Genomic DNA, 20,234 nt, shown 5'->3' with positions numbered 1-20,234 from the left:
GAGGCGCGTGCCCCTCGTACCGCTCGGGCTGCCCGTGCCGCTCGTACTGCGCCCTGGCTCGTGCCGTCCCTATCCCTACGCAGACCGCACCCTCATCAGTCCTTCCTGCGCCACGCTCGCCACCAACACGCCATCGCGCGTATAGATGCGCCCCCGCGCAAACCCGCGTGCACCCGCCGCCACCGGCGAGTCCATCGCGTACAGGAGCCAGTCATCCACGTGAAATTCCCGGTGCAGCCACAGAGAGTGATCCAGCGACGCCATTTGGAGTCCGCGTGAGCGAAAGGTGAGCCCATGCGGCTGCAGTGCGGTGGTGATCAACCCATAATCGGAGACATAGGCCAGCACGGCCTGATGGAGCAAGGTCTCGTCAGGGAGCGGATTGACGGTCTTGAACCAGACGTGACGCACGGGCGCGTGCGGCACGCCGGGGGCAAACGGGTCGATCGGGTTGACGGGGCGAAAATCCACCGGGCGATCCTGCGTCAGCACGGTACGCAGCGGCTCGGGGATCCGATCGGCCATCTCGCGGATCAGGTCGAGTTCCGGGGCGAGGGACTCCGGAGGCGGCACATCCGGCATCTGGTCCTGGTGCTCATGTCCCGCTTCCGCGACGTGAAAGGACGCCGAGAGGTTAAAGATCGCCTGCCCGTGCTGGATCGCCGTGACGCGGCGCGTGGTGAAGCTCTTACCGTCGCGCAACCGATCGACGAAGAACACGATCGGCGCATCGAGATCGCCGGGCAGGATGAAGTACCCATGGACGGAGTGCGCCTCGCGCCCCTCGTCGACCGTGCGCCGTGCGGCAACCAGCGCTTGGGCGAAAACCTGCCCCCCGAACACCCGTCCGGAGCCGAGGTCGCGGTTGCGTCCGCGATAGATGTTGACCTCGAGCGGCTCGAGGTCGAGGAGGTCGAGGAGGATGTCGTCAGGGCGCGCCATGTCAGAAGTCTATCGGGGCCGTGCCTCGCGGCGCGAACTCCCGCTCATGCGCAGCGTCCGTGTAACCCGGGCCGGCTCAGGGTCGGCTACCGAGCAGTGCCTGGTAGACGAGGCTCGGGAACCGGTCGCGGATGTCGCTGGCGTTAGGCAGCATCTGGATCATGAAGACGATCACCAGCCGCTCCACCGGATCGACCTTGTAGACCGTCGCGTACGCGCCTCCCCAACCATACGTCCCGACCGACGCGAAGCCGTCGGCCCCAGGCCGCTCGGCCACGGAGAAGCCGAGCCCGAAGCCCATCCCGGCGTCGCCGTACACCCGTCCCAGCTGGTTGGTGCGCATGACATCGATCGTCTTTGGTCCCAGGACGCGCACGCCGTCGAGGGCACCGCCATTAAGGTACATCTGGAGGAAGCGGCCGTAGTCGCGTGCGGTGGACAACATTCCGGCGCCGCCGGCGAAGTTGCGGCGGGGACCATCCACGTAGTGGCCCTGCCCCCTGGCCCCGTCCGGTGCCCGCACGGCCTTGCCCGACGCATCCGACATGTACACGGCTGCCAGCCGCTCCCGCTTGGGGAAGGGCAGGAAGTAGTGCGTGTCCTTCATGCCTAACGGGTCGGTAATGCGCGTCCGCACGAAGTCGTCGAGCGCCATTCCGGTGACCTTCTCGACGACACAGCCGAGGATGTCCGTGTTGTAGCCGTAGACAAAGGCACTGCCGGGCTGGGCCACAAAGGGCAGCGTCGCCAACCGTTCCATCGTCGCGCAGACCGGTTCATCCTTGTCCGCCGTGTACCAACCAAATCCAGCGGCCGGGCCGAGGCCAAGCGCCTGGTACTTCGCGGACACCTTCGCGTCCGTGCCGTACGAAATCCCCGCGCTGTGCGTCAGCAGGTCGAAAATCGTGATCGCGCGACGCGCGGGAACGATCGAGTCCGCCGTGACCGCGACCGTCGTCCGCGCGTACGCCGGAATGTACCGGCTCACCGGATCGCCGAGCCCGAGACGCCCCTCCTCGACCAGGATCATGATCGCCGTGCTGGTGATCGCCTTGGTCTGCGACGCAATGCGGAAGATCGCGTCCGTGGTCATGCGCCGGCCGGCTTCCTTGTCGCTCCAACCCACGGCGCGCTCGTACACCACCCTGCCGTCGCGCATCACGAGTCCCACCGCTCCCGCAATGCTGCCGTTGTCCACCCGTTCCTGGAGCGCCCGATCGATGCGGGCCAGACGTTCGGTGGAAAACCCCGCGGGCGGCGCCGCCGGACGACGTGGGGGCGCGAACTGCGCCGAAAGGGGCACCGCGGCTGAAAGCGCGAAGACGGCGAGGCTGCGAAGTCGCATGGCTCTGCGGTAAAGGGGCGTTTCGCGGGGAGCTTAGCCCATTCGCGCTCCCGTCGCACGCGTGACTGCCAGCCCTTGACGCCAAAAGGGCTCGAACTATACCTTAGCACTAAGTAAACGACTACTAAATCACTTGGAGATGCCCAATATGACCACCTGGAACATCGACCCGACCCACTCGTCCGTCGGCTTTTCTGTCAAGCACCTCATGATCTCAACTGTCCGCGGACGCTTCTCCGACTACACGGCCACCCTCAATCTGGACGATGCGACCCCGGCAAACTCGGCGCTCGAGGTCTCCATCAGCACGGCGTCGGTGGACACCCGGACGGAGCAACGGGACAACCATCTCCGTTCCCCGGACTTCTTCGACGTCGCCAACCATCCCGCGCTGACATTCAAGAGTACGAAAATCCAGGGCGATGTGAACGGCACCTTCACCGTCCTCGGTGACCTGACCATCCGCGGCACGACGCGCCCGGTAACGCTGAACGCGTCCTTCGAGGGCGCCGGCAAGGACCCGTGGGGCAACGAGCGCAAGGCGTTCACCGCCATGGGCAAGATCAACCGCGAGGAGTTCGGCCTCACCTGGAACCAGGCGCTGGAAGCCGGTGGCCTCCTGGTGTCCAGCGACGTCAAGCTCGAGTTGGAGGTGCAATTCGTGCGCGCCGCGCAGAGTGAGCAGGCCGCTTGAACCTGGATGAGCCGACGCGGCGACCAGTCACGCCGCGTCGGGTCAGGAGTGAGGCGCCGTCAGCGCCCGCTTGCGTGAGCGGCGCGCTCGCCGGCGAGGATAAAGCCGACAATCACCACTGTCACCGCCCCGACAACATTATGCCACAAGAAGGACACTTGGGGCGCACCGAACGACACGGCAGCAACTGTGGCCATTCCTGCGAGTAGTCCAACAAATGCGCCTCGCGCCGTCGCTCGGGGCATCATCGCGAGCAGGAAGACCCCCAGGATCGAGCCGTAGAAGAACGATCCGAACCGATTGACGACCTCAATCAGGGAGCCCAACGAGGCAGCGTAGGTCGCCACGATACAGGCGAAAACGCCCCATACCCCGGTCGCCAGCTTCGACACGCCGAGGAAGTGCGCATCGGTCGCCTCCGGGCGGACCCAGCGCCGGTAGAAGTCGATCACCGTGGCGGTTGAGAGCGAATTCAGCTCAGCCGCGATGCTCGACATGGCGGCTGCCATCACGGCGGCGATGAAGACGCCGGCCAGCCCCAAGGGGAGTTCGTTCAGGACGAAATGCGGGATGATGTAGTTCACGTCCCGCGACGGCTGTCCGGTCACCCGTGCGGCCATGTCCAGCGCCTCGGTGCGGATCTTGGTGACCTGGGCATCGGCGGCCCGAAAGCTCTCCGTCGTCAACGGTGTCCGGCCGGCCGCGAGATCCCGGGCAGCCCCAGCGCGGATCCCGGTCGCTGCCTGGAACCGCTGGTTGACGTCGGCCCACATCACCGGTTCGCGCTCCTGCACGACGCGCGCATGGGCCGGGTTGAACAGCGTGGGCTGCGGCTGGAACAGGTAGAAGACGAAGACCAGGATCCCGATGAGCAGGACCAACGCCTGCAGCGGGATCTTCCAGTACGCGCTCATCAGGAGCGAGCTGCGGGCCTCGTCCACCGACTTTGCCGTGAGGTACCGCTGGACCTGGCTCTGGTCGGTGCCGAAGTACGACAGCATCAGGAAGGTGCCGCCGATGATCCCGGACCAGAACGTGTAGGTCTCGTTGAGCGTGAAGGTGAAGTCGAAGGTCTTCATGCGGCCGGCCGCACCCGCGATAGCCAGCGCTTCGTCGGCCGGCACCGGGATCCGCAACAAGAGCACCACCACAATGGCGGTCAGGGCTCCCACGATGAGGAACATCTGCTTGACGTCGGCCCAGGTCACCGCCTGCACCCCGCCCAACATCGTATAGATGACCGTGGGGACGCCGATCATGGCTACCGACCAGGAGATCGGCCACCCGAAGATGGCCGAGAAGACGATGGCTGGCGCCGAGATGATGGCGCCGCACGACATGCCTCGCGACACCAGGAAGAGCAGGCTGGTGAGGGAGCGGGTCTTCGCGTCAAACCGCGTCTCGAGGTACTCGTAGGCCGTGTAGACCCTCGCGCGGTGGAGGAAGGGCACGAGGGTCACACCGAGGATGACCATGGCCAGCGGCAATCCGAGATAGAACTGAACGAACCGCATCCCGTCGGTCGCGCCCTGTCCGGTGGTCCCGATCATCGTGACGGCGGACAACTGGGTCGCCATGACGGAGAGACCGACGGCCCACCAGGGCAGGCTGCGGTTGGCGAGGAAGTACCCTTCCAGCTCCGTCGTCCCACGCGTGCGCCGCAGCCCGTCCCAGACGACGTACGTCAGATAGGCGACGACGATGACCCAGTTCAGCCAATGCATGAATCATCCCCTCCCATGGTAGCGAACCTGAAGTGCCCAGAGGGCAACAAGGGTCACGACCTGGATGGCGAGCACACGAACGAGGGTGCGACGGAACATGGTGGCGGGAGGAAGGACGGCAGACGGCAGACGGCAGACGGCAGACGGCAGACGGCAGACGGCAGACGGCAGACGGCAGACGGCAGACGGCAGACGGCAGACGGCAGACGGCAGACGGCAGACGGCAGACGGCAGACGGCAGACGGCAGACGGCAGACGGCAGACGGCAGACGGCAGACGGCTCGCGAACGTAGACCGCAGCCCTACCACCCGCAACCGCGTGATGGCTTTTTCCCGCGTATTGCGCAATTGTGGGGTGAGAAGAACACGTACCCCTGCGCGTTCTTGTCGCACCCCCTTTCTGACATCAATCCCAGGAGGAAGTACATGAAGTGCACGAAATGGCTGGCCGGCGCTGTGTTGGCCCTGACGGTCGTCCCGTCCATCACCACCGCTCAGGGCAAGGGATTCCAGCCCGGGTACACGGACATCGGCGCGACGATCGGCCTCGGCAATGTGGGCGGTGCGCTCGCCATTGGCGGTCGCTTCGAGAAGGCCATCAAGAAGCTCCCCGACCTCGGTGACGGCACCCTCGGCTTCCAGCTGGGCGTGGACTACTGGAACTACAGCCAGAACTTCAGCGCGTTCGACTACGACTTCCGATACATCGCCTTCAGCGGTACCGCCAACTACCACTTCAAAGTCACGAACACCAAGATCGACCCGTTCCTTGGCGCCGGGCTCGGGCTTTCGTCCGTCTCGACGGACTTCACCGGATCGGCAAGCTCCGGCCTGTACTTCATTGGCCGCGCCGGGATTCGCTACTTCCTGAACGAGAAGATGGCCGTGTACGCGGATGCCGGTGCTTCAGGCGCGGCGACGATCAACGTCGGGCTCACCTTCGGCATCAAGCCGGCAAAGTAGACCCGCAACGCACAACGTCCCGAAACTCCACGGGACGGTGCATTCCTGGGAGTGCACCGAAGGGGGCAGGCGGCCGTGCAGAAATGCGCGGTCGTTTGCTTTGGGGCCCTATCCGTGCGGGTCCTCCACTCTCTGCGGCTTCCCTTCTGGACGTGCACGCATCTGCTGCAGCATCCCTTCCGCCGCGCGGTTCCAGCCGTCATTCGCCGTGTAGGCCTTCCCGAACGCCTCGAGGTGCTGGGTCGCGCGTGCGTAGTGCCCCAGCTGGTAGGCCGACGCCCCCGCATGGTAGAGCGCCATGTAGTGGTTGGGCCAAAAGAAGACGACAAGCTCCATGATCGGCGCCGCGGACAGGTCGTCGCCGGCGTCCGCGACCGGGTGCCCGACGTCAAACACGACCCCGGCCGCGCGGAAGCGGTCGTCTGGCGGCAAGCGGAAGATCAACACCTTCGCCGTGTCCACCTTGCCGGCCAACGCATAACAGGCCGCCGCGTAGGAGATTCCGTCCAGTGACTCAAGCTCGGGCGGAGCCTGGCGCATGAACGTCTCCACCTCAACGGAGTTGCAGTGTGGCCGCGCGCGCGCGAACCACGAACCGGACGCCACGACAGACACCGGCACAGGTGCCGCGTCGCTCTGGAGGAACAGGCGCGTGGCGACATAACTGGTCGCGGCAGCGAGCACCGAGTACACGGCGATCCGAACGTATCGTACGATCATCCTGCCATTCTCGCGAAACGGGGTGGCCCTGTCCGGAGACGAGGCCACCCCGCGCGAGTTACACACCTCGGCCATGCTGACCGACGGCCGGATGTCGCACTACTTGAAGGTGAACGAGGCCGCAGCCGGGACGGAGACCCCCTGCTTCTCGATCCCGAGGGAAAGCGGTACGCCCGGGTCGATCTTGAAGATGGTGCCGCTGCGAGGCGGGTTGCGCTGTGCCGCAGCACCATACGTCCATTCCGAGAGGATGCCGTCGGTGTTGAGCGTCGGGACGGCGGCGGCCCCCGCCATGATCCCGGACCGGCCCAGGTTCCCCGAGGCGACTGCCTTCTCGAGGGTGGCACGCACCGGATAACCCATCACATAACCGGCCACGTAGAACAGGTCGGGCGTCTGGTCGGGCGCATACTTCTGTTGTGCCGCAGCGAAGGCACGCATCGCCGGCGTCGTGGTGTCCGCATACATCGCGCCGTCCCACGAGACCCACGTCGTTTTCGCGAGGTAGTCCTTCAGCGGCGACCCGGCCAGGGCGTGGTGATACGAGGGTGAGGTGAGGACCCACCGAGGCGCATACCCCAGTTGGGCGGCCGCCCCGAGCACCTTGCCCGTCACGCTCGGCAGTGACGCCATCATGACCACGGCGCAGTTGGCGTTCTTGAGCTGCGTGACAGGAGCGACGAAGTCCTGGTCGTCCTGCTTGAAGGTGGCCTTGGCCGCGACCGTGAAGCTCATCTCCTTCGCCAGGTGATCGATCCCTTCGACCACCGCCTCCCCGTATCCGGTCGCCAGGGTCATGGTGCACACGGGCTTGCCGGCGTATCCGCCATCGGTCACGGCGTAACCGACACCATTGATCGCCTGCAATTGATACGGCACCCCCCAAGGCAGCAGATTGGGATTGCGCACCCACTCCGCGTCGAAGGTCGTGGGAAGGGCGAGGATCGAGTCCTCAGCCAGGAGCGGAAGCACACCGTTGATCTGGTCGGTGCCAATGATCGACGCGAACATCGTCACCTGATCCTTGATCTTCTGGTACTTCTGCGAGCCGGAGGAAGGATTGGCATAGGTGATGTCCTCGGCCAACACCTTCACCTTGTACTTCCCGCCGATTCCGCCAGCCGCATTCAGCGCCTCGAAATAGGTGTTGAGACCGGCCAGGACCGGCTTACCGATCACCGCCACGGCGTCGCTGAGCGGCACCAGCGCACCGACGTAGATCGTGTCACCGGAAACGCCCGGCACCTGGACGGCCGCCTCACCGCCGCCGCCACACGCCACCAGGGCCGCAAGCACCGCTGACGAACAACCGATACCAAGCACGTTTCGCATGGGGAGTGACCTCGTGGGAATCAGTAGGAGAAGGGCCAGGCCTTGAAGTACCGCGTGATCCGCCGCCAGATCTCGGCGAGTCCCAGCGGCTCGAATAACAGGAAAGCAATGATGAGGATGCCGAACATCGCCTGGTTGAGCGACTGCACCGTGAGGCCCGCCCCCGTGCCGTCCGTGCTCACGAACGGCAGACGGTCACTCACGCTTTCTATGAAACGCGGCAACACGGTCAGGAAGAGCGCACCAAGGATCGATCCATGGATCGTCCCGATCCCGCCGACGACAATCATCGCCACGAATTGGATGGACAGGAACAGCGAGAAGTCGAGCGGGCTGAGGAATCGCGCGTAACTCGCGTAGATGGCGCCGGCGCAGGCCGCGTACCCGCTGGACACCACAAACGCACCGACCTTGTAGTGCACCTGCGAGACGCCGATGATCTCCGCGGCGAGGTCGCGATCGCGAATGGCCTGCAGGGCACGACCGGGTCGCGATCGCGCGATGTTGCGCGCCGCCAGCCCGAGCACCGCGACCACGGCCCACACGAAGTAGAGGTACCCCTGGCTCCGGGTGAGGAGCGTGCCAAACAGAGTGAGGTTGCCGGCGTCGAACGCGCCAATCGCCACAGGAAGCCGCACCGACCGTCCGGTGAGTCCGCCGGTCACCGATGACCAGTTCTCGAAGACATGCTGGCCGAGGACGAGCAGGCCAAGGGACACGATCACGAGGTAGTTGCCGCGCAACCGGAGTGCGAACGGACCGGTGAGCCCCCCGATGAAGCCGCCGGCCGCCGACGCCGCGATGAGCCAGAGCGGGAACGGCAGCCCGAACTGGGCAGCCATCGCCCCTGCGTAGGCACCAATCCCGTAGAAGACGGCGTGTCCCAGGAGACCTGGCCGGTAAAGCCCGTGAGCAGGTTGAGGCCGATGGCCCCAACCGATGCGATGCCGGCGTAGACGAGGACGGTGGCCCAGTATTCGGAAACCACCATCGGGGCGGCCAGCCAGGCCACCACCAGGACGGCCAGCCCCGTCCGCTTCGTCCACGAACGAAAGAGAACCAGGTCCTGTGCGTATTCGGTGGTGAGCCGCGTGTTGGGGAGCCTCATGCGCGCCGCACCTCCGCCGTCCCGAACAGGCCATACGGCTTGACCAGCAGGACGATGATCATCAACACGTAGGGAATGACCGCATGCACGTTCCCGCCCAGCCAGGGGGCGTTCGGGGTGATGTACGCCGCGCTCATCACTTCGGCGAGGCCGACCGTCAGCCCGCCGATCACCGCACCCTCCGGTGAGTCGAGCCCTCCGAGAATCGCCGCGGGAAAGGCCCGGAGTGCCACGATGCTGACCGTGAGGTCCACGCCGCGTGACCCACTCGCGATGAAAACTCCGGCCAACACGGCGAGAACGCCTGCAATCGCCCAGGCGATCCCCTGCACCATCTGCGGGCTTACCCCCGAAGCGAGGGCCGCCTCAGGATCGCTGGCGGCGGCGCGCATAGCCACGCCGACGGTGCTGTACCGAAACATGGCGAAGAAACCGAGCAACGCGATCGCTGATGCGCCGAGCGTCCACAGGTCGGAGACCTTGGCGATGACGCCCCCCGTTCACGGTGCGCACGCCCCACGGATCGCCCAGCACGAGGAGGTCGTACCCCCAGAGCGTGGTGCAGACCTGCTCCAGGACAAACAACAGCCCCAACGTGATGAGGATGCTGGCGAACACGGGTTGCCCCACCATGCGGCGCAACACCAGCCGTTCGATGAGCAGGCCGAGGCCAGCCATCCCGGCGGCGGCGAGCAGCATGGCAAGGAGGAATGGCACGTGCCACACCGCTGCCAGCTGGTAGGTGAAGTAGGCACCCAGCACGACGAGCCCGCCCTGGGCAAAGTTGACGACGCCGGTCGCGCGATACACCACCACGAACCCGAGGCAGATCAACGCGTAGATGGATCCCAGGGACAACCCGGCCAGAAGGAACTGGAGAAAGTCCGTCATCGATACATGCCCTCCACGAGTTCCTCGAAGCGCGAGGCGATCGCCCGGCGCTTCACCTTTTGCGTGGCGGTCAGCTCGCCTTCTTCGTGGTCAAGCTCCTTGGGCAGCAGCGCAAACCTTTTCACCTGTTCCACCTGCGCCAGGTCGGCGTTGACCTTGTCCACCCATTCCTGGATGAGCTTGCGCACCTCGGGCCGCTCGCTGAGGTCCTTGTAAGTGGTAAATGGAATGCGCTGTCGCGTCGCCCAATCACCCACCGTGTCCAGCTCGATGCCGATGAGCGCCGAGACGAACTTGCGCCGGTCACCGATGACGATGGCCTCGCGCACGTAGGGCGAGACCTTGAGCATGTTCTCGATCCAGCTGGGCGCGATGTTCTTGCCCCCCGCCGTGATGATCAGGTCCTTCTTGCGATCGGTGATGGTGAGATACCCCTCCGCATCGAGCACTCCCACGTCGCCGGAATGCAGCCAGCCGTCGTCGTCCACGGTCTCGCGCGTCGCCTGCTCGTTGCGGTAGTAACCGGCAAAGACGCCAGGCCCCTTCACGAGGATCTCGCCATCGTCGGCAATGCGAATCGTGGCCCCCGGCACGGGGATCCCCACGGTCCCGATGCGCGCGGCGTCCATCGGGTTCCAGGTCGCGAGCGCCGAGCCCTCGGTCTGCCCGTATCCTTCCTGGATGGACACGCCTAACGCCCAGAAAAACTCGAGCACCTGCGGCGCGATCGGTGCTGCCCCCGAACCCGCGCCGCGCACGCGCGAAATGCCGAGCCGGTCGCGCAGCGGGCGAAAGAGCAGGGTCCAGCCGATCGCATAGTCCAGCCGGTCCTTCAGCGTCCACGCCGTTCCCGTGAGCCGCTTGCGCGCGAGGGCGCGCCCCCGGGCCATGAAGGTGTGGTACACCGTGCGCTTGAGCCACGAGGCATCAGCCATCCGGATCTCCACGCTCGCCAGCATCTTCTCCCAGACGCGTGGTACGCCGACAAACAGGGTCGGCTGGACCTCGCGCAGGTCGCTGATGAGCGACTCGCCGCCGCCGCCAAAACTCACGCGATATCCCGAGGCAATCGAGACCACCCCGGAGAGGGCGCGCTCGAGGACGTGACAGAGGGGGAGGTAGGAGAGCAACTCGTCGTCCGGCGCTGCCTGCCAAATCGTCTGCCACGACTGCGAGAGGCTCGCGATGTTCGCGTGCGTGAGCATCGCGCCCTTGGGCGGACCGGTCGTTCCCGAGGTGTAGACGATGATCGCGGTCTCGGACATGTCGACGCGATCCACCCGGTGCCAGAAGTCCTGCGTATCCGCGCCGGCGACCGCGTCGAGGAGCGCGTCGAAGGTGATGCAGTCGCCGCGATCGAGGTACGTCCGGCTCCCGCGGGGCTCGATGAGCACCACCTGCCGGAGGAGCGGCAGGCGTTCGCGCACCTGCAGGACCTTGTCGAGTTGTTCCTCGTCCTCGACGACGGCGACGACCGATCCGGAGTGCTCCAGGATGTACTCCACTTCCGCGGCCGGGCTGGTCGAGTACACCCCCACCGAGACTGCGCCAATCCCCTGGGCCCCCAGGTCGGCCCACAGCCACTCGGGGCGATTCTCACCAATGATCGCGACCTTGTCGCCCGGTTGCACACCGACCGCGAGCAGGCCGAGCCCGGTGCGTGCCGTGCGATCGGCGTAGTCCGCCCAGGAGTACTCGCACCACTTGCCGAGATCCTTGTGGCGCAGGGCCACCCGCCCGGTCCACCGAGCGGCATTCGCGCGCAGGACGGCGGGGAGGGGTTGCTGGTCGGTGATCGGGGGAAGGTCGGCCCCTCGCACCTCGGTGCGCGTCGTCATGATGCTGCCCCGAGGTAGGCCTTTATGACGGCGGGGTGCGCGCGGACCTCCTCGGGACGCCCGATCGCCAGCACCCGGCCAAAGTCCATCGCCAACACGCGGTGGGCGAGGTCCATGACCATGTGCATGTCGTGCTCCACGAGGATCATGGCAACCTGCAGTTCCTCGTTGATCTCCCGGATGTAGCGCGCCATGTCCTCGCTCTCCTCGAGGTTCATGCCGGCGGCCGGTTCATCAAGGAGCAACAGGCGCGGCTCCATGGCCACGGCGCGCGCCACCTCCACGCGCTTACGCACCCCGTAGGGGAGCAGGGCGACGGGCTGGAACCGGTACGGCTCCAGCTCCAGCAGCTCAATGATGTCCTCGCAGTACCGCCGCTGGGCCAATTCCTCGCGCCGGGCCGGGCCCCACCACCACGCGCCGGCCAGGAACCCCGTCTGCATCAGGTGGTGCCGGCCGAGGAGGATGTTCTCCAGCACGGTGAGGTGGCTGAACAAGCCGAGGTTCTGGAAGGTGCGCGCCACGCCGCGCGTCGCGATCGTCGCCGGCGACAGGCCAGTCAGCCGCTCGCCGCCGAGGGTAATGGCGCCCTCGGTCGGCCTGTAGACGCCGTTGAGGCAGTTGAAAATCGAGGTCTTGCCCGCTCCATTGGGTCCAATGATCGCAAACAGCTCGCCGGGGTTCACGGTGAAGCTCACCCCGGTCAGCGCCGACACGCCGCCGAACCGCAGGGTGATCCCGTCGACCGTCAGCAGGGGGGTCGTCATGCGCTCCACCGCTTCTTGCGACGATAGGTCTTGACGTCGCGGTACGACCGGTGCGCGTCCCCGACGCCCCCGCCGAGGTAGAACTCGCGCACATCCTGGTCCTCGGCCAGCTCGGCCGACGGGCCGTCGCGGACGATCTTGCCGTGCTCCATCACGTAGCCGTACTGGGCGACGGACAGCGCCATGGTCGCGTTCTGCTCGACGAGCAACACACTCGTCCCGGAGGCATGGATCGTGGCGATGATCTCCCGCACCTGGTCGACGACCTTGGGGGCCAGGCCTAACGATGGTTCGTCGAGGAGGAGCAGGCGTGGCGCGCTCATGAGGGCACGGCCAATGGCCACCATTTGTTGCTCGCCCCCGGACAGGTAGCCGGCAATCGCCGTGCGACGCTCCGCCAAGCGCGGGAACATCTCGTAGATGTGGTCCTGGCGCGCCCGCGCGTCCGTGGCGGGTTGCGTGAACCCGCCCACCCGCAGGTTTTCCTCAACCGTGAGTTCCGCAAACAGGCGCCGTCCCTCCATGACCTGGGCGAGCCCGCGGCGAACAATCGCCGGGGCAGTGGCGGTGGTCACCTCCACCCCGTCCACCTCCACCCGCCCCTTGGTGCAGCGCCCGCGCTGAATCCCCAACAGCCCCGTGATGGCACGCAGCAGGGTAGTCTTTCCCGCCCCGTTGGCACCGAGCAACGCGATCACGGAGTGGGGCGGCACCTCAAGACTCACCCCGCGCAGGACGAGGATGACGTCGGAGTAGACCACCTCGAGGTTGCGCACCGCCAGCAGGGGATGGGTCACGGCGTTGGCGCGGGGAGGGAGGGTACCGGGGGCGGGCGAAGGTACCGCGGCGGTGGACTGCGTCAAGGCAAGCGTTCACTCCCTGGTGCAGGCAGCGTCGCAGGCTCACCGTGTAACGCGCGAACCGCCAGAAGAGCGCATCACCGCCCAGCCAGCGGACAGTGATGCGGAGTTCGCGTGATTGGAGCGCGTCAATACCGGGGGAACGCGCCGTGCTTGTGGGGCCGTGCCCGTTCAGCCGAAGGTCTGCTACGGAAGGGGCTCGCGCGGCCTCGGCGGCGGGTCAGCGATATCGAGCGGGGAATCGCCGCGCGAGGTAACGCTGCTCGCCGAAGATGGCCTGGAGTGGAATTCCCGGCTTGTCGAGCAGCAAGGCGACCTCGTTCCCGTAACAGCGCAGCACCTGCCCTTCTATTGGGAGACGTTCGGGCTTGCTGAGCAGCCGCACCTGCCCGGCGAGACGGGCCTCGGGATCCGGCAGGGGCTTGCCGTTGGGGGCCACAAAGCGGAGTCCGGTTTCGGAGCAATCCACCACTTCCAGCTCCATGCCGTCCAGATAGAACCGGGGGCGGGCCTGGGGTGGATAGGGGATCCGGTAGGTGGCTCGATCGAAAGCGAAGGACATCCAGGTCGCGACGGGTCGTCCAGAGTATCGCCCTGAGCGGGCTCGAACCTGAGCCCTCCGAGTTGCCCGAGTCGTGGCGGGGTGGCAACGTTGGGCAGCTCGGCTGACCCATTTCTCCCCCGTGTTGCCATGCTCTCGAAACGACTCCTGGTCGTCCCCGCTGCCGCCTTGGCGGCGGTCTTCCCCGCCGGTCGGCTCGCCGACGCGGCCGCCCCCGTGCCGTGGATCACATTGGCGCCGCACGTTCACGACGGGCACCTGCATGACTTGGCCCCCGCCGCGGTCGACTCCAGCCTCCTGGCCGGCTATCGGTGGCGGAACATCGGCCCCGATCGTGGCGGCCGCTCCATTGCGGTCAGCGGCGTACGGGGTCGCAGGAACGAGGCGTACTTCGGCGCCGTTGGCGGCGGCCTGTGGAAGACGACCGACGGGGGCGAAACCTGGGCACCGGTGACGGACGGCCAGGTCCGCAGCGCCTCGGTTGGGGCGATCGCCGTCAGCGAGAGCCATCCCGACGTGGTCTACATCGGCATGGGCGAAACCTGCATCCGCGGCAACATCATGCCGGGCGACGGCATCTATAAATCCACCGATGGCGGCAAGACCTGGAACCATGTCGGCTTCCGCAACGTGGACGCGATCTCCAAGATCCGGGTGCATCCCACCAACCCGGACCTGGTGTATGCCGCGGTGTTCGGCAAGTACAGCGTGCCCAGCGAGGAGCGGGGCGTCTACAAGTCGACAGATGGCGGCAAGACCTGGCGGAAGGTCCTGTACCGGGACAGCAAGACCGGGAGCGTGGACCTCACCATCGATCCGAAGAACCCGAACGTGATGTTCGCGGCGATGTGGGAGGCCTACCGGAAGGAGTACCAGATGTCGAGCGGTGGCCCCGGAAGCGGGCTGTTCAAGTCCACCGACGGTGGGGAGACCTGGACCGAGGTCACGCGGGCGCCTGGGATGCCGGCGACCGGATTGGTCGGGCGGATCGGCGTGGCGGTCTCACCCGCCAACGGCAACCGCGTCTACGCGCTGGTGGAGAACGACAAGGGTGGGCTGTTCCGCAGCGACGATGCCGGGGCGACCTGGACATTGATCAACGAGAATCGCTCGATCCGGCAGCGGGCGTTCTACTACACGCACGTCTTTGCGGATCCGAAGAACGCCGACGTGGTCTACCTGCAGAACACGTCGCAGTTCCGTTCCACGGACGGTGGCAAGACGCTGACCAACGCCGGCAACGGGACGCACGGGGACTTCCATGATCTGTGGATCGACCCGGATGATCCGACGCACCTGGTGACCGGCAATGATGGCGGTGGCGCGGTGTCCACGAACAATGCCGGACGCTGGACGGACCAGGACTTTCCGACGGCGCAGTGGTATCACGTGATCACCACGGCGCACACGACCTACCATGTGTGCGGTTCCCAGCAGGACAACAGCACCCTGTGCACGCCCTACAACTGGAACGCTGGGGCCTTCGGGCTGGCGGCCGGCGGGCGGCGCGGGGGGGGCGGTGGTGGTGGGGCGCCCAGGGGCGACATCACGTCGGGCGGCATGGCCGTGTCGTACCAGGCTGGGGGGGGTGAACCGGGCTACATCGCCCCGGACCCGCGCGACCCCGACCTCTTCTACTCGGGGACGAACAACGGCTCCTACGTCGACAAGTTCAACCGACGACTCAACACCTCGCGAGAGGTCAATCCGTATCCCTGGTTCTACTCGGGCGAACCGTCCAAGGAGATCAAGGAGCGGTGGCAGTGGACCTTCCCGATCATCTTCTCCAAGGCGGACCCGTCGCTGCTTTTCGTGTCGTCGCAGCGGCTGTGGGCCACGCGGGATGGCGGCCGGACCTGGATGAAGCTTTCGGGTGACCTCACGCGGCACGCCCCCGAGACGCAGGAGAAGTCGGGTGGCCCGATCACAGGGGACATGAACGGCCCCGAGGTGTACGGCGTGATCTTCTCGGTTGGCCCGGGCAAGAAGGACGCGAACCTCATCTGGACCGGGTCGGATGATGGCCTGGTGCATGTGACGCGCGACTTCGGCAAGACGTGGAGCAATGTCACGCCGAAGGAGATGCCGGACTTCGGGCGCGTGAGCCAGATCGATGCGTCGAGCTTCGCGGCAGGCACGGCATACCTCTCGGTGCGCAAGCCGTTGCTCGACGATCGGTCCCCCTACATCTTCAAGACGACCGACTTCGGGCGGACCTGGACGAAGATCGTCACCGGCATTCGCGCGGATGCCTACGTCCATGCGGTACGCGAGGACCCGACGCGCCGCGGGCTGCTCTATGCCGCGACGCAACACGGCGTGTACATCTCATACGACGACGGTGCGAATTGGCAGGAACTCAATCCCGGCCTGCCGGACGTCCCGGTCGCCGACCTCATCGTCGAGAAGAACGAGTTGGTGATCGGCACGCACGGGCGCGGCTTCTGGGTGCTCGACAACATCGCCGCGCTCCGGGAGTACACGCCGGCGGTGGTGGCGAAGGCCGCGCATGTCTTCACGCCGCCGGTCGCGGTGCGGTCCGGACCTGCCCTGGTGTTGAGCTGGTGGCTCAAGGCGCCGGCGAAGCGCGCCCTGCTCGAGATTGTCGACTCCACCGGAGCGGTGCTGCGTTCCTGGGAAAACGACACCACGCCCCCTCGCGCCTCCGGCGACCCCTTGCCGTCAGGCGGCTTTGGCGGTCCCCCACCGGCGCAGTTCCTCCCCAACGCGGCGGGACTCAATCGGTTGCCCTGGGATGGTCGCTCGAAGAGCGCATCCGCATTTCCGGGAATGATCCTGTGGGGGGCCGGCACCGCAGGTCCTGTCCTCCCGCCGGGGCGCTACACCCTCAAGCTGACGGCTGATGCGCAGACGGTCACGGCGCCACTGGTCGTACGGCGGAATCCCTGGATCACCGACGTCACCGATGCCGACCTGCACGCGCAGTATCGCTTTGGCCGGATGGTGCGCGACAAGGTCACCGAGGCCAACAACGCCGTGATCGACATCCGGCGGGTCAAGTCGCAGCTGGATGACCGGCTGAAGCGATCCGACGATGGCCAGCTCAAGTCGAAGGGTGAAACGCTGCGCACCAATGCGTCCGGCGTCGAGGAGAACGTCTACCAGGTCCGCAACCAGTCGGGGCAGGACCCGCTGAACTTCCCGATCAAGGTGAACAACCGACTCGCCAACCTGCTCTCGATGTCCGAGCGCGGCGACGGTCGACCGACCACCTACATGCCGGAGATCTTCGGGATCCTCCAGACCGAGCTCAAGGGCTACACCGACCGATTGGCCCAGGTGTGGCGCACGGACCTGGCGGCGGTGAACGCCGAGCTGGCGCGGCTCAAGTTGCCGCCGATTGATCCAAAGTGCGGGAAGGTGGAGGGGTGCGGGGTCATGTAGTTGGTGGCAGACGGCTGGAACCGGGTGCTGACGGAAGGGGCTGGAGCCGGGGCTGGTGCCCGGCGCCAGCCCCTTTCACTTCCCGCTTAGGGAATCACCACGGTGCCCGTGGCCTGGGCGGACTTGTACGTCGCGCCGTCGACCACGCGGACCGGGCAGTAGCCCTGGAGGGTGCAGAACGTATCGTTGATCGGGTCGCCCATCGCCCCCTCACCGCCGGTCACGGTCCAGCGCACCGTTCGTCCGCGGCGCACATTCCAGAACGCGGTAAATCCGGTTGCAGCGGACAGGTTGGGGATCGCGATGTCGTATTGCGTCCCGGCACCGAGGTAGCCGCGGGTCGCGACCAGGCTCAAGGTGCGCGGATCGGGATCCTGCTCCCGGAGGTACATCGACACCCGCGCGGCATAGTCCGGCAACAACACGCCCACGGCCTGCACGATCCCCGGCGTCGCCAGGGGGGCAACCACCGTTGGGAACGCGAGCGGGAAGCCAAACGCCAGGGTGACGGGCTGCACCGTGCGCGAGAAGTGGATCACTTGTCGACGCGCGGCCGCGTTCCCCGTCGTGAGGACCAGTTGGTGCAGGTCACCCGTGGCGAGTTGTGACGTGGGCCAGCCCCACCAGGTGCGCGTCGTGTTGGTGTAGCCGGCGGACGCGGCCAGCCAGGCGTTGAGGCCTCCCGCCGTGCGGAAGGTCATCGTCTTGCTCACCGTCTCCCCCGACGTGTTGCCCAGGGTCAACGTCGCACTCGCGGGAGTCACCCCTTCCGTGGCGAAACTCGCGGCGGCGATGGTGCCATTGTTCGCCGGATCAATCCCCCGCCGCAGGATGAGCGACAACACCGAGATATCCGGCCCCGACGCGGGGACAAAGCTCGTGCGGCTCAGCATCAGATCGAACGGCCCAGGGGCAATGTTCTGCGCCGTGATGGACGTGCTCAACGGGCCTGTGCTCCCAGCGAAGGCCAGCGCGCGATGGCTCGCCGAGGCGATCACGGCGTCAAACGACTGATAGCCGGTCAGGGTGCCGGTCGCACGACGCGTGGTCACGTCGCGATAGTCGACGCACTCCGCGGCTGCCATGTCGATGACCTCCTGGCGCGTCAGGTAGAACACTTGCCAGTGGTGGCCTTCGATCAGCGTGTTCGAACTGGTCTTCTCACCCAACCCGATCATCGCCACGCCCACCGTGGCCTGTGCCACGTCAAACGCGAACGTCGCCGGGTTCGCCTGCGTGGCGCCGGCGGGCCCGCCGGGCACGATATGCCGCCAGGGACCGCTCCCATCCTTCACCGCCATGAACTTCGGGACCCGATCGCTGCGACAGAAGCTCCAGGTGATCGTCCCGGTACTGGGCGCAGAAACGCGGACGCGGATAGGCACCTGCTGTTCGGCGAAGCCGGCGGCGGTCACCCGCACCACGCCGCTGTACACGCCCGGCGTCGCACCGTCCACGGCCAGCGAGAGCATGTTCGACTGCGTCTGCGACGCGGGGAGCGACGATGGGGTGATGCCGACGAACGCAGGGAACGACAGCCCCTGCACCGACAACGACACCGCCCCCGTGAATCCGTTGGCCCGCTGCACCGTCACGATCCCATTGGCGCCCCAACCCTGCCCTGCCGGAATCTCGAACTCGACGGGGTCCACCGAGGCCGTGAAGCCAATAGGCAATGCCGCGGTCACCGTGAGCGTCGACGCGACGGTCTTGTCCGCAGCGCCTGGTGCGGTCGCCTTGATCGTGACGGGGTACGTGCCAGGGACGACGGTCGCCGCGACACTCACCGTTACCACACTCGAGTTGGCCGTCGTGGGCGACGTATTGAAGGATGCGCTGATCCCCGCCGGTGGGGTGTCGAGCGCCAGGGTGACGGGTGCCGTGTACCCCGTCGATCGTCCAATGCTCACAGTCGTTTGGCCCGTGACGCCGGCCATGATGGTCAACGCCGTGGGCGTGGCCGCGACCGCGATCGCCGCTTGAGTCACCGTCAATGTGGCGCTCGCTGTCGTCGCGGTGACCCCGGGCCCACTCGCGGTGAGCGTGAGCGTACTCGTGCCCGCGGTGGCGCTCGTCGACGCCGAAAGGGTGAGCGAGGCCGTGGTCGTCGCGGCCCCGAGCGTTGCGGGAGAGAAGCTCCCCGTGACACCCGTGGGGAGCCCCGCCACCGCGAGGGTGACGGTTCCCGTGAAGCTCCCGCCACGCACGATGGCGACGGAAAGCGTCGTACTGCCCCCGGTGGTGAGCGTGGCGCTCCCGCTGGGGAGGGACAATGTGAGCGTTCCAACCGGCGGCGGAGGCGGCGTTGTGCCGCCGGAGTCCCCACCGGAGCAGGCGAATTGGGCGAACACTGCGAGCACGAGGGAGAGACGAGCGAGGGGACGCATGGCGAACCGGACCGGGGAGGGGAAACAACGGGGCGTCCCGCATTGCGTCGTCCGACACCGATCCCCATCACGGCTGGCGGGGAAACGTCTTGCGGGGTACGCTTGGGCTCGCCGGCCCGACCTCCATCGGCCACCTTCCGATCCCATGCGTGGCCCCGACGTGCCCCGTACTCCTGACGCAGACCGCCAGGCACTCGACGACCTCTTCAGCGAGACCTACGAAGAGCTTCGCCGCTTGGCCGCGCGTGTCCGCTCTGGCGATCCGAACGCCACGATCACGCCAACCGCGCTCGTCAACGAGGCGTGGATCAAGCTCGCCGACTCACCACAGGTCGCACGGACCTCGCCGCTTCACTTCAAGCGTATTGCGGCCCGGGCGATGCGCCAGGTGCTGATCGAGGCGGCGCGTCGACGCCGGGCTGAGAAGCGCGGCGGTGGCATGGCTATGGTGACCTTTGACGACTCGCTCGACCAGGCGACGACCACGGCCGACGACGTGATCGCCCTCGACGCCGCCCTGGAGGGGCTCGCCCTCTTCAGTCCCCGACAAGCCCTGATGGTCGAGGCGCGGTTCTTCGGCGGTTTTGACATGAAGGAGACCGCCGCGATGCTCGACGTCTCGGAGGCAACGCTGCAACGCGACTGGCGAGCGGCCCGGGCGTGGCTCGCCACGGAACTGCGCCGCGCCGGGTGAGC

Annotated in this window: 14 protein-coding genes and 2 pseudogenes; 4 read left to right on the top strand and 12 right to left on the bottom strand. The window is 66.6% G+C overall.

The features are described from left to right. Positions 1 to 75: 75 nt before the first annotated feature. Positions 76 to 942: an acyl-CoA thioesterase II gene (gene tesB / locus IPK85_08715; protein MBK8247462.1), complete on the bottom strand. Its 867-nt coding sequence runs from the start codon at positions 940 to 942 to the stop codon at positions 76 to 78. 76 nt (positions 943 to 1,018) lie between these two features. Continuing rightward, on the bottom strand, positions 1,019 to 2,287 hold the full coding sequence (locus tag IPK85_08710) for a beta-lactamase family protein (GenBank protein MBK8247461.1): 1,269 nt from the start codon (positions 2,285 to 2,287) through the stop codon (positions 1,019 to 1,021). A 148-nt stretch (positions 2,288 to 2,435) separates the two neighbouring features. On the opposite strand from IPK85_08710, the gene IPK85_08705 reads away from it, so the two are divergent. Continuing rightward, on the top strand, positions 2,436 to 2,981 hold the full coding sequence (locus IPK85_08705; GenBank protein ID MBK8247460.1) for a YceI family protein: 546 nt from the start codon (positions 2,436 to 2,438) through the stop codon (positions 2,979 to 2,981). Positions 2,982 to 3,040: 59 nt separating this feature from the next. Here IPK85_08705 and IPK85_08700 read toward each other — a convergent pair whose 3' ends face one another. Next, positions 3,041 to 4,705 (bottom strand): sodium:solute symporter, encoded by a 1,665-nt coding sequence (locus IPK85_08700; GenBank protein ID MBK8247459.1) that lies wholly within the window; start codon positions 4,703 to 4,705, stop codon positions 3,041 to 3,043. 426 nt (positions 4,706 to 5,131) lie between these two features. Here IPK85_08700 and IPK85_08695 point away from each other — a divergent pair, with 426 nt between their 5' ends. Next, positions 5,132 to 5,668 (top strand): hypothetical protein, encoded by a 537-nt coding sequence (locus tag IPK85_08695; protein ID MBK8247458.1) that lies wholly within the window; start codon positions 5,132 to 5,134, stop codon positions 5,666 to 5,668. Positions 5,669 to 5,776: 108 nt separating this feature from the next. On the opposite strand, the gene IPK85_08690 is transcribed toward IPK85_08695, so the two are convergent. The 8 genes and pseudogenes from IPK85_08690 to IPK85_08655 all read right to left on the bottom strand — a co-directional run bounded on the left by IPK85_08690 (position 5,777) and on the right by IPK85_08655 (position 13,746). Next, positions 5,777 to 6,388 (bottom strand): hypothetical protein, encoded by a 612-nt coding sequence (locus tag IPK85_08690; protein ID MBK8247457.1) that lies wholly within the window; start codon positions 6,386 to 6,388, stop codon positions 5,777 to 5,779. A 99-nt stretch (positions 6,389 to 6,487) separates the two neighbouring features. After that, positions 6,488 to 7,720 carry an ABC transporter substrate-binding protein gene (locus tag IPK85_08685; protein MBK8247456.1) on the bottom strand — a complete coding sequence of 411 codons (1,233 nt, stop codon included), beginning with the start codon at positions 7,718 to 7,720 and terminating at the stop codon, positions 6,488 to 6,490. Positions 7,721 to 7,740: 20 nt separating this feature from the next. Continuing rightward, positions 7,741 to 8,828, bottom strand: a pseudogene (locus IPK85_08680) (branched-chain amino acid ABC transporter permease). Beyond that, positions 8,825 to 9,719, bottom strand: a pseudogene (locus IPK85_08675) (branched-chain amino acid ABC transporter permease). Before IPK85_08675 ends, IPK85_08680 begins: the two co-directional pseudogenes overlap by 4 nt. Next, positions 9,716 to 11,557: an AMP-binding protein gene (locus IPK85_08670; protein MBK8247455.1), complete on the bottom strand. Its 1,842-nt coding sequence runs from the start codon at positions 11,555 to 11,557 to the stop codon at positions 9,716 to 9,718. Before IPK85_08670 ends, IPK85_08675 begins: the two are co-directional and overlap by 4 nt. After that, positions 11,554 to 12,324 (bottom strand): ABC transporter ATP-binding protein, encoded by a 771-nt coding sequence (locus tag IPK85_08665; GenBank protein ID MBK8247454.1) that lies wholly within the window; start codon positions 12,322 to 12,324, stop codon positions 11,554 to 11,556. Before IPK85_08665 ends, IPK85_08670 begins: the two co-directional genes overlap by 4 nt. Beyond that, positions 12,321 to 13,109 carry an ABC transporter ATP-binding protein gene (locus IPK85_08660; protein ID MBK8247453.1) on the bottom strand — a complete coding sequence of 263 codons (789 nt, stop codon included), beginning with the start codon at positions 13,107 to 13,109 and terminating at the stop codon, positions 12,321 to 12,323. The genes IPK85_08665 and IPK85_08660 overlap by 4 nt, the downstream gene beginning before the upstream one ends. A 295-nt stretch (positions 13,110 to 13,404) precedes the next feature. After that, a complete protein-coding gene (locus IPK85_08655; GenBank protein MBK8247452.1) occupies positions 13,405 to 13,746 on the bottom strand; it encodes a PilZ domain-containing protein in 342 nt (113 codons plus the stop codon). A gap of 129 nt (positions 13,747 to 13,875) precedes the next feature. On the opposite strand from IPK85_08655, the gene IPK85_08650 reads away from it, so the two are divergent. Further along, positions 13,876 to 17,151 carry a glycosyl hydrolase gene (locus tag IPK85_08650; GenBank protein ID MBK8247451.1) on the top strand — a complete coding sequence of 1,092 codons (3,276 nt, stop codon included), beginning with the start codon at positions 13,876 to 13,878 and terminating at the stop codon, positions 17,149 to 17,151. A gap of 86 nt (positions 17,152 to 17,237) precedes the next feature. Here the strand turns inward: IPK85_08650 and IPK85_08645 are convergent, their stop codons facing one another. Beyond that, entirely contained in the window at positions 17,238 to 19,538 is a 2,301-nt protein-coding gene (locus tag IPK85_08645; protein MBK8247450.1) for a hypothetical protein, read from the bottom strand. Between the two features lie 145 nt (positions 19,539 to 19,683). On the opposite strand from IPK85_08645, the gene IPK85_08640 reads away from it, so the two are divergent. Next, positions 19,684 to 20,232, top strand: coding sequence for a sigma-70 family RNA polymerase sigma factor (locus tag IPK85_08640; GenBank protein MBK8247449.1), 549 nt, complete (start codon positions 19,684 to 19,686; stop codon positions 20,230 to 20,232). Positions 20,233 to 20,234 lie beyond the last annotated feature (2 nt).

The sequence above is a fragment of the Gemmatimonadota bacterium genome, assembly GCA_016712265.1.
GTDB lineage: Bacteria > Gemmatimonadota > Gemmatimonadetes > Gemmatimonadales > Gemmatimonadaceae > RBC101.
Note: the sequence above shows the minus strand (reverse complement) of the source record. Positions and strands in the feature narration are given on the sequence as shown.

Bases quoted from the DNA above. Each gene is read 5' to 3' on its own strand.
- tesB (MBK8247462.1), bottom strand. From the start codon at position 942: ATGGCGCGCCCTGACGACATCCTCCTCGACCTCCTCGACCTCGAGCCG.
- IPK85_08710 (MBK8247461.1), bottom strand. From the start codon at position 2,287: ATGCGACTTCGCAGCCTCGCCGTCTTCGCGCTTTCAGCCGCGGTGCCC.
- IPK85_08705 (MBK8247460.1), top strand. From the start codon at position 2,436: ATGACCACCTGGAACATCGACCCGACCCACTCGTCCGTCGGCTTTTCT.
- IPK85_08700 (MBK8247459.1), bottom strand. From the start codon at position 4,705: ATGCATTGGCTGAACTGGGTCATCGTCGTCGCCTATCTGACGTACGTC.
- IPK85_08695 (MBK8247458.1), top strand. From the start codon at position 5,132: ATGAAGTGCACGAAATGGCTGGCCGGCGCTGTGTTGGCCCTGACGGTC.
- IPK85_08690 (MBK8247457.1), bottom strand. From the start codon at position 6,388: ATGATCGTACGATACGTTCGGATCGCCGTGTACTCGGTGCTCGCTGCC.
- IPK85_08685 (MBK8247456.1), bottom strand. From the start codon at position 7,720: ATGCGAAACGTGCTTGGTATCGGTTGTTCGTCAGCGGTGCTTGCGGCC.
- IPK85_08670 (MBK8247455.1), bottom strand. From the start codon at position 11,557: ATGACGACGCGCACCGAGGTGCGAGGGGCCGACCTTCCCCCGATCACC.
- IPK85_08665 (MBK8247454.1), bottom strand. From the start codon at position 12,324: ATGACGACCCCCCTGCTGACGGTCGACGGGATCACCCTGCGGTTCGGC.
- IPK85_08655 (MBK8247452.1), bottom strand. From the start codon at position 13,746: ATGTCCTTCGCTTTCGATCGAGCCACCTACCGGATCCCCTATCCACCC.
- IPK85_08650 (MBK8247451.1), top strand. From the start codon at position 13,876: ATGCTCTCGAAACGACTCCTGGTCGTCCCCGCTGCCGCCTTGGCGGCG.
- IPK85_08645 (MBK8247450.1), bottom strand. From the start codon at position 19,538: ATGCGTCCCCTCGCTCGTCTCTCCCTCGTGCTCGCAGTGTTCGCCCAA.
- IPK85_08640 (MBK8247449.1), top strand. From the start codon at position 19,684: ATGCGTGGCCCCGACGTGCCCCGTACTCCTGACGCAGACCGCCAGGCA.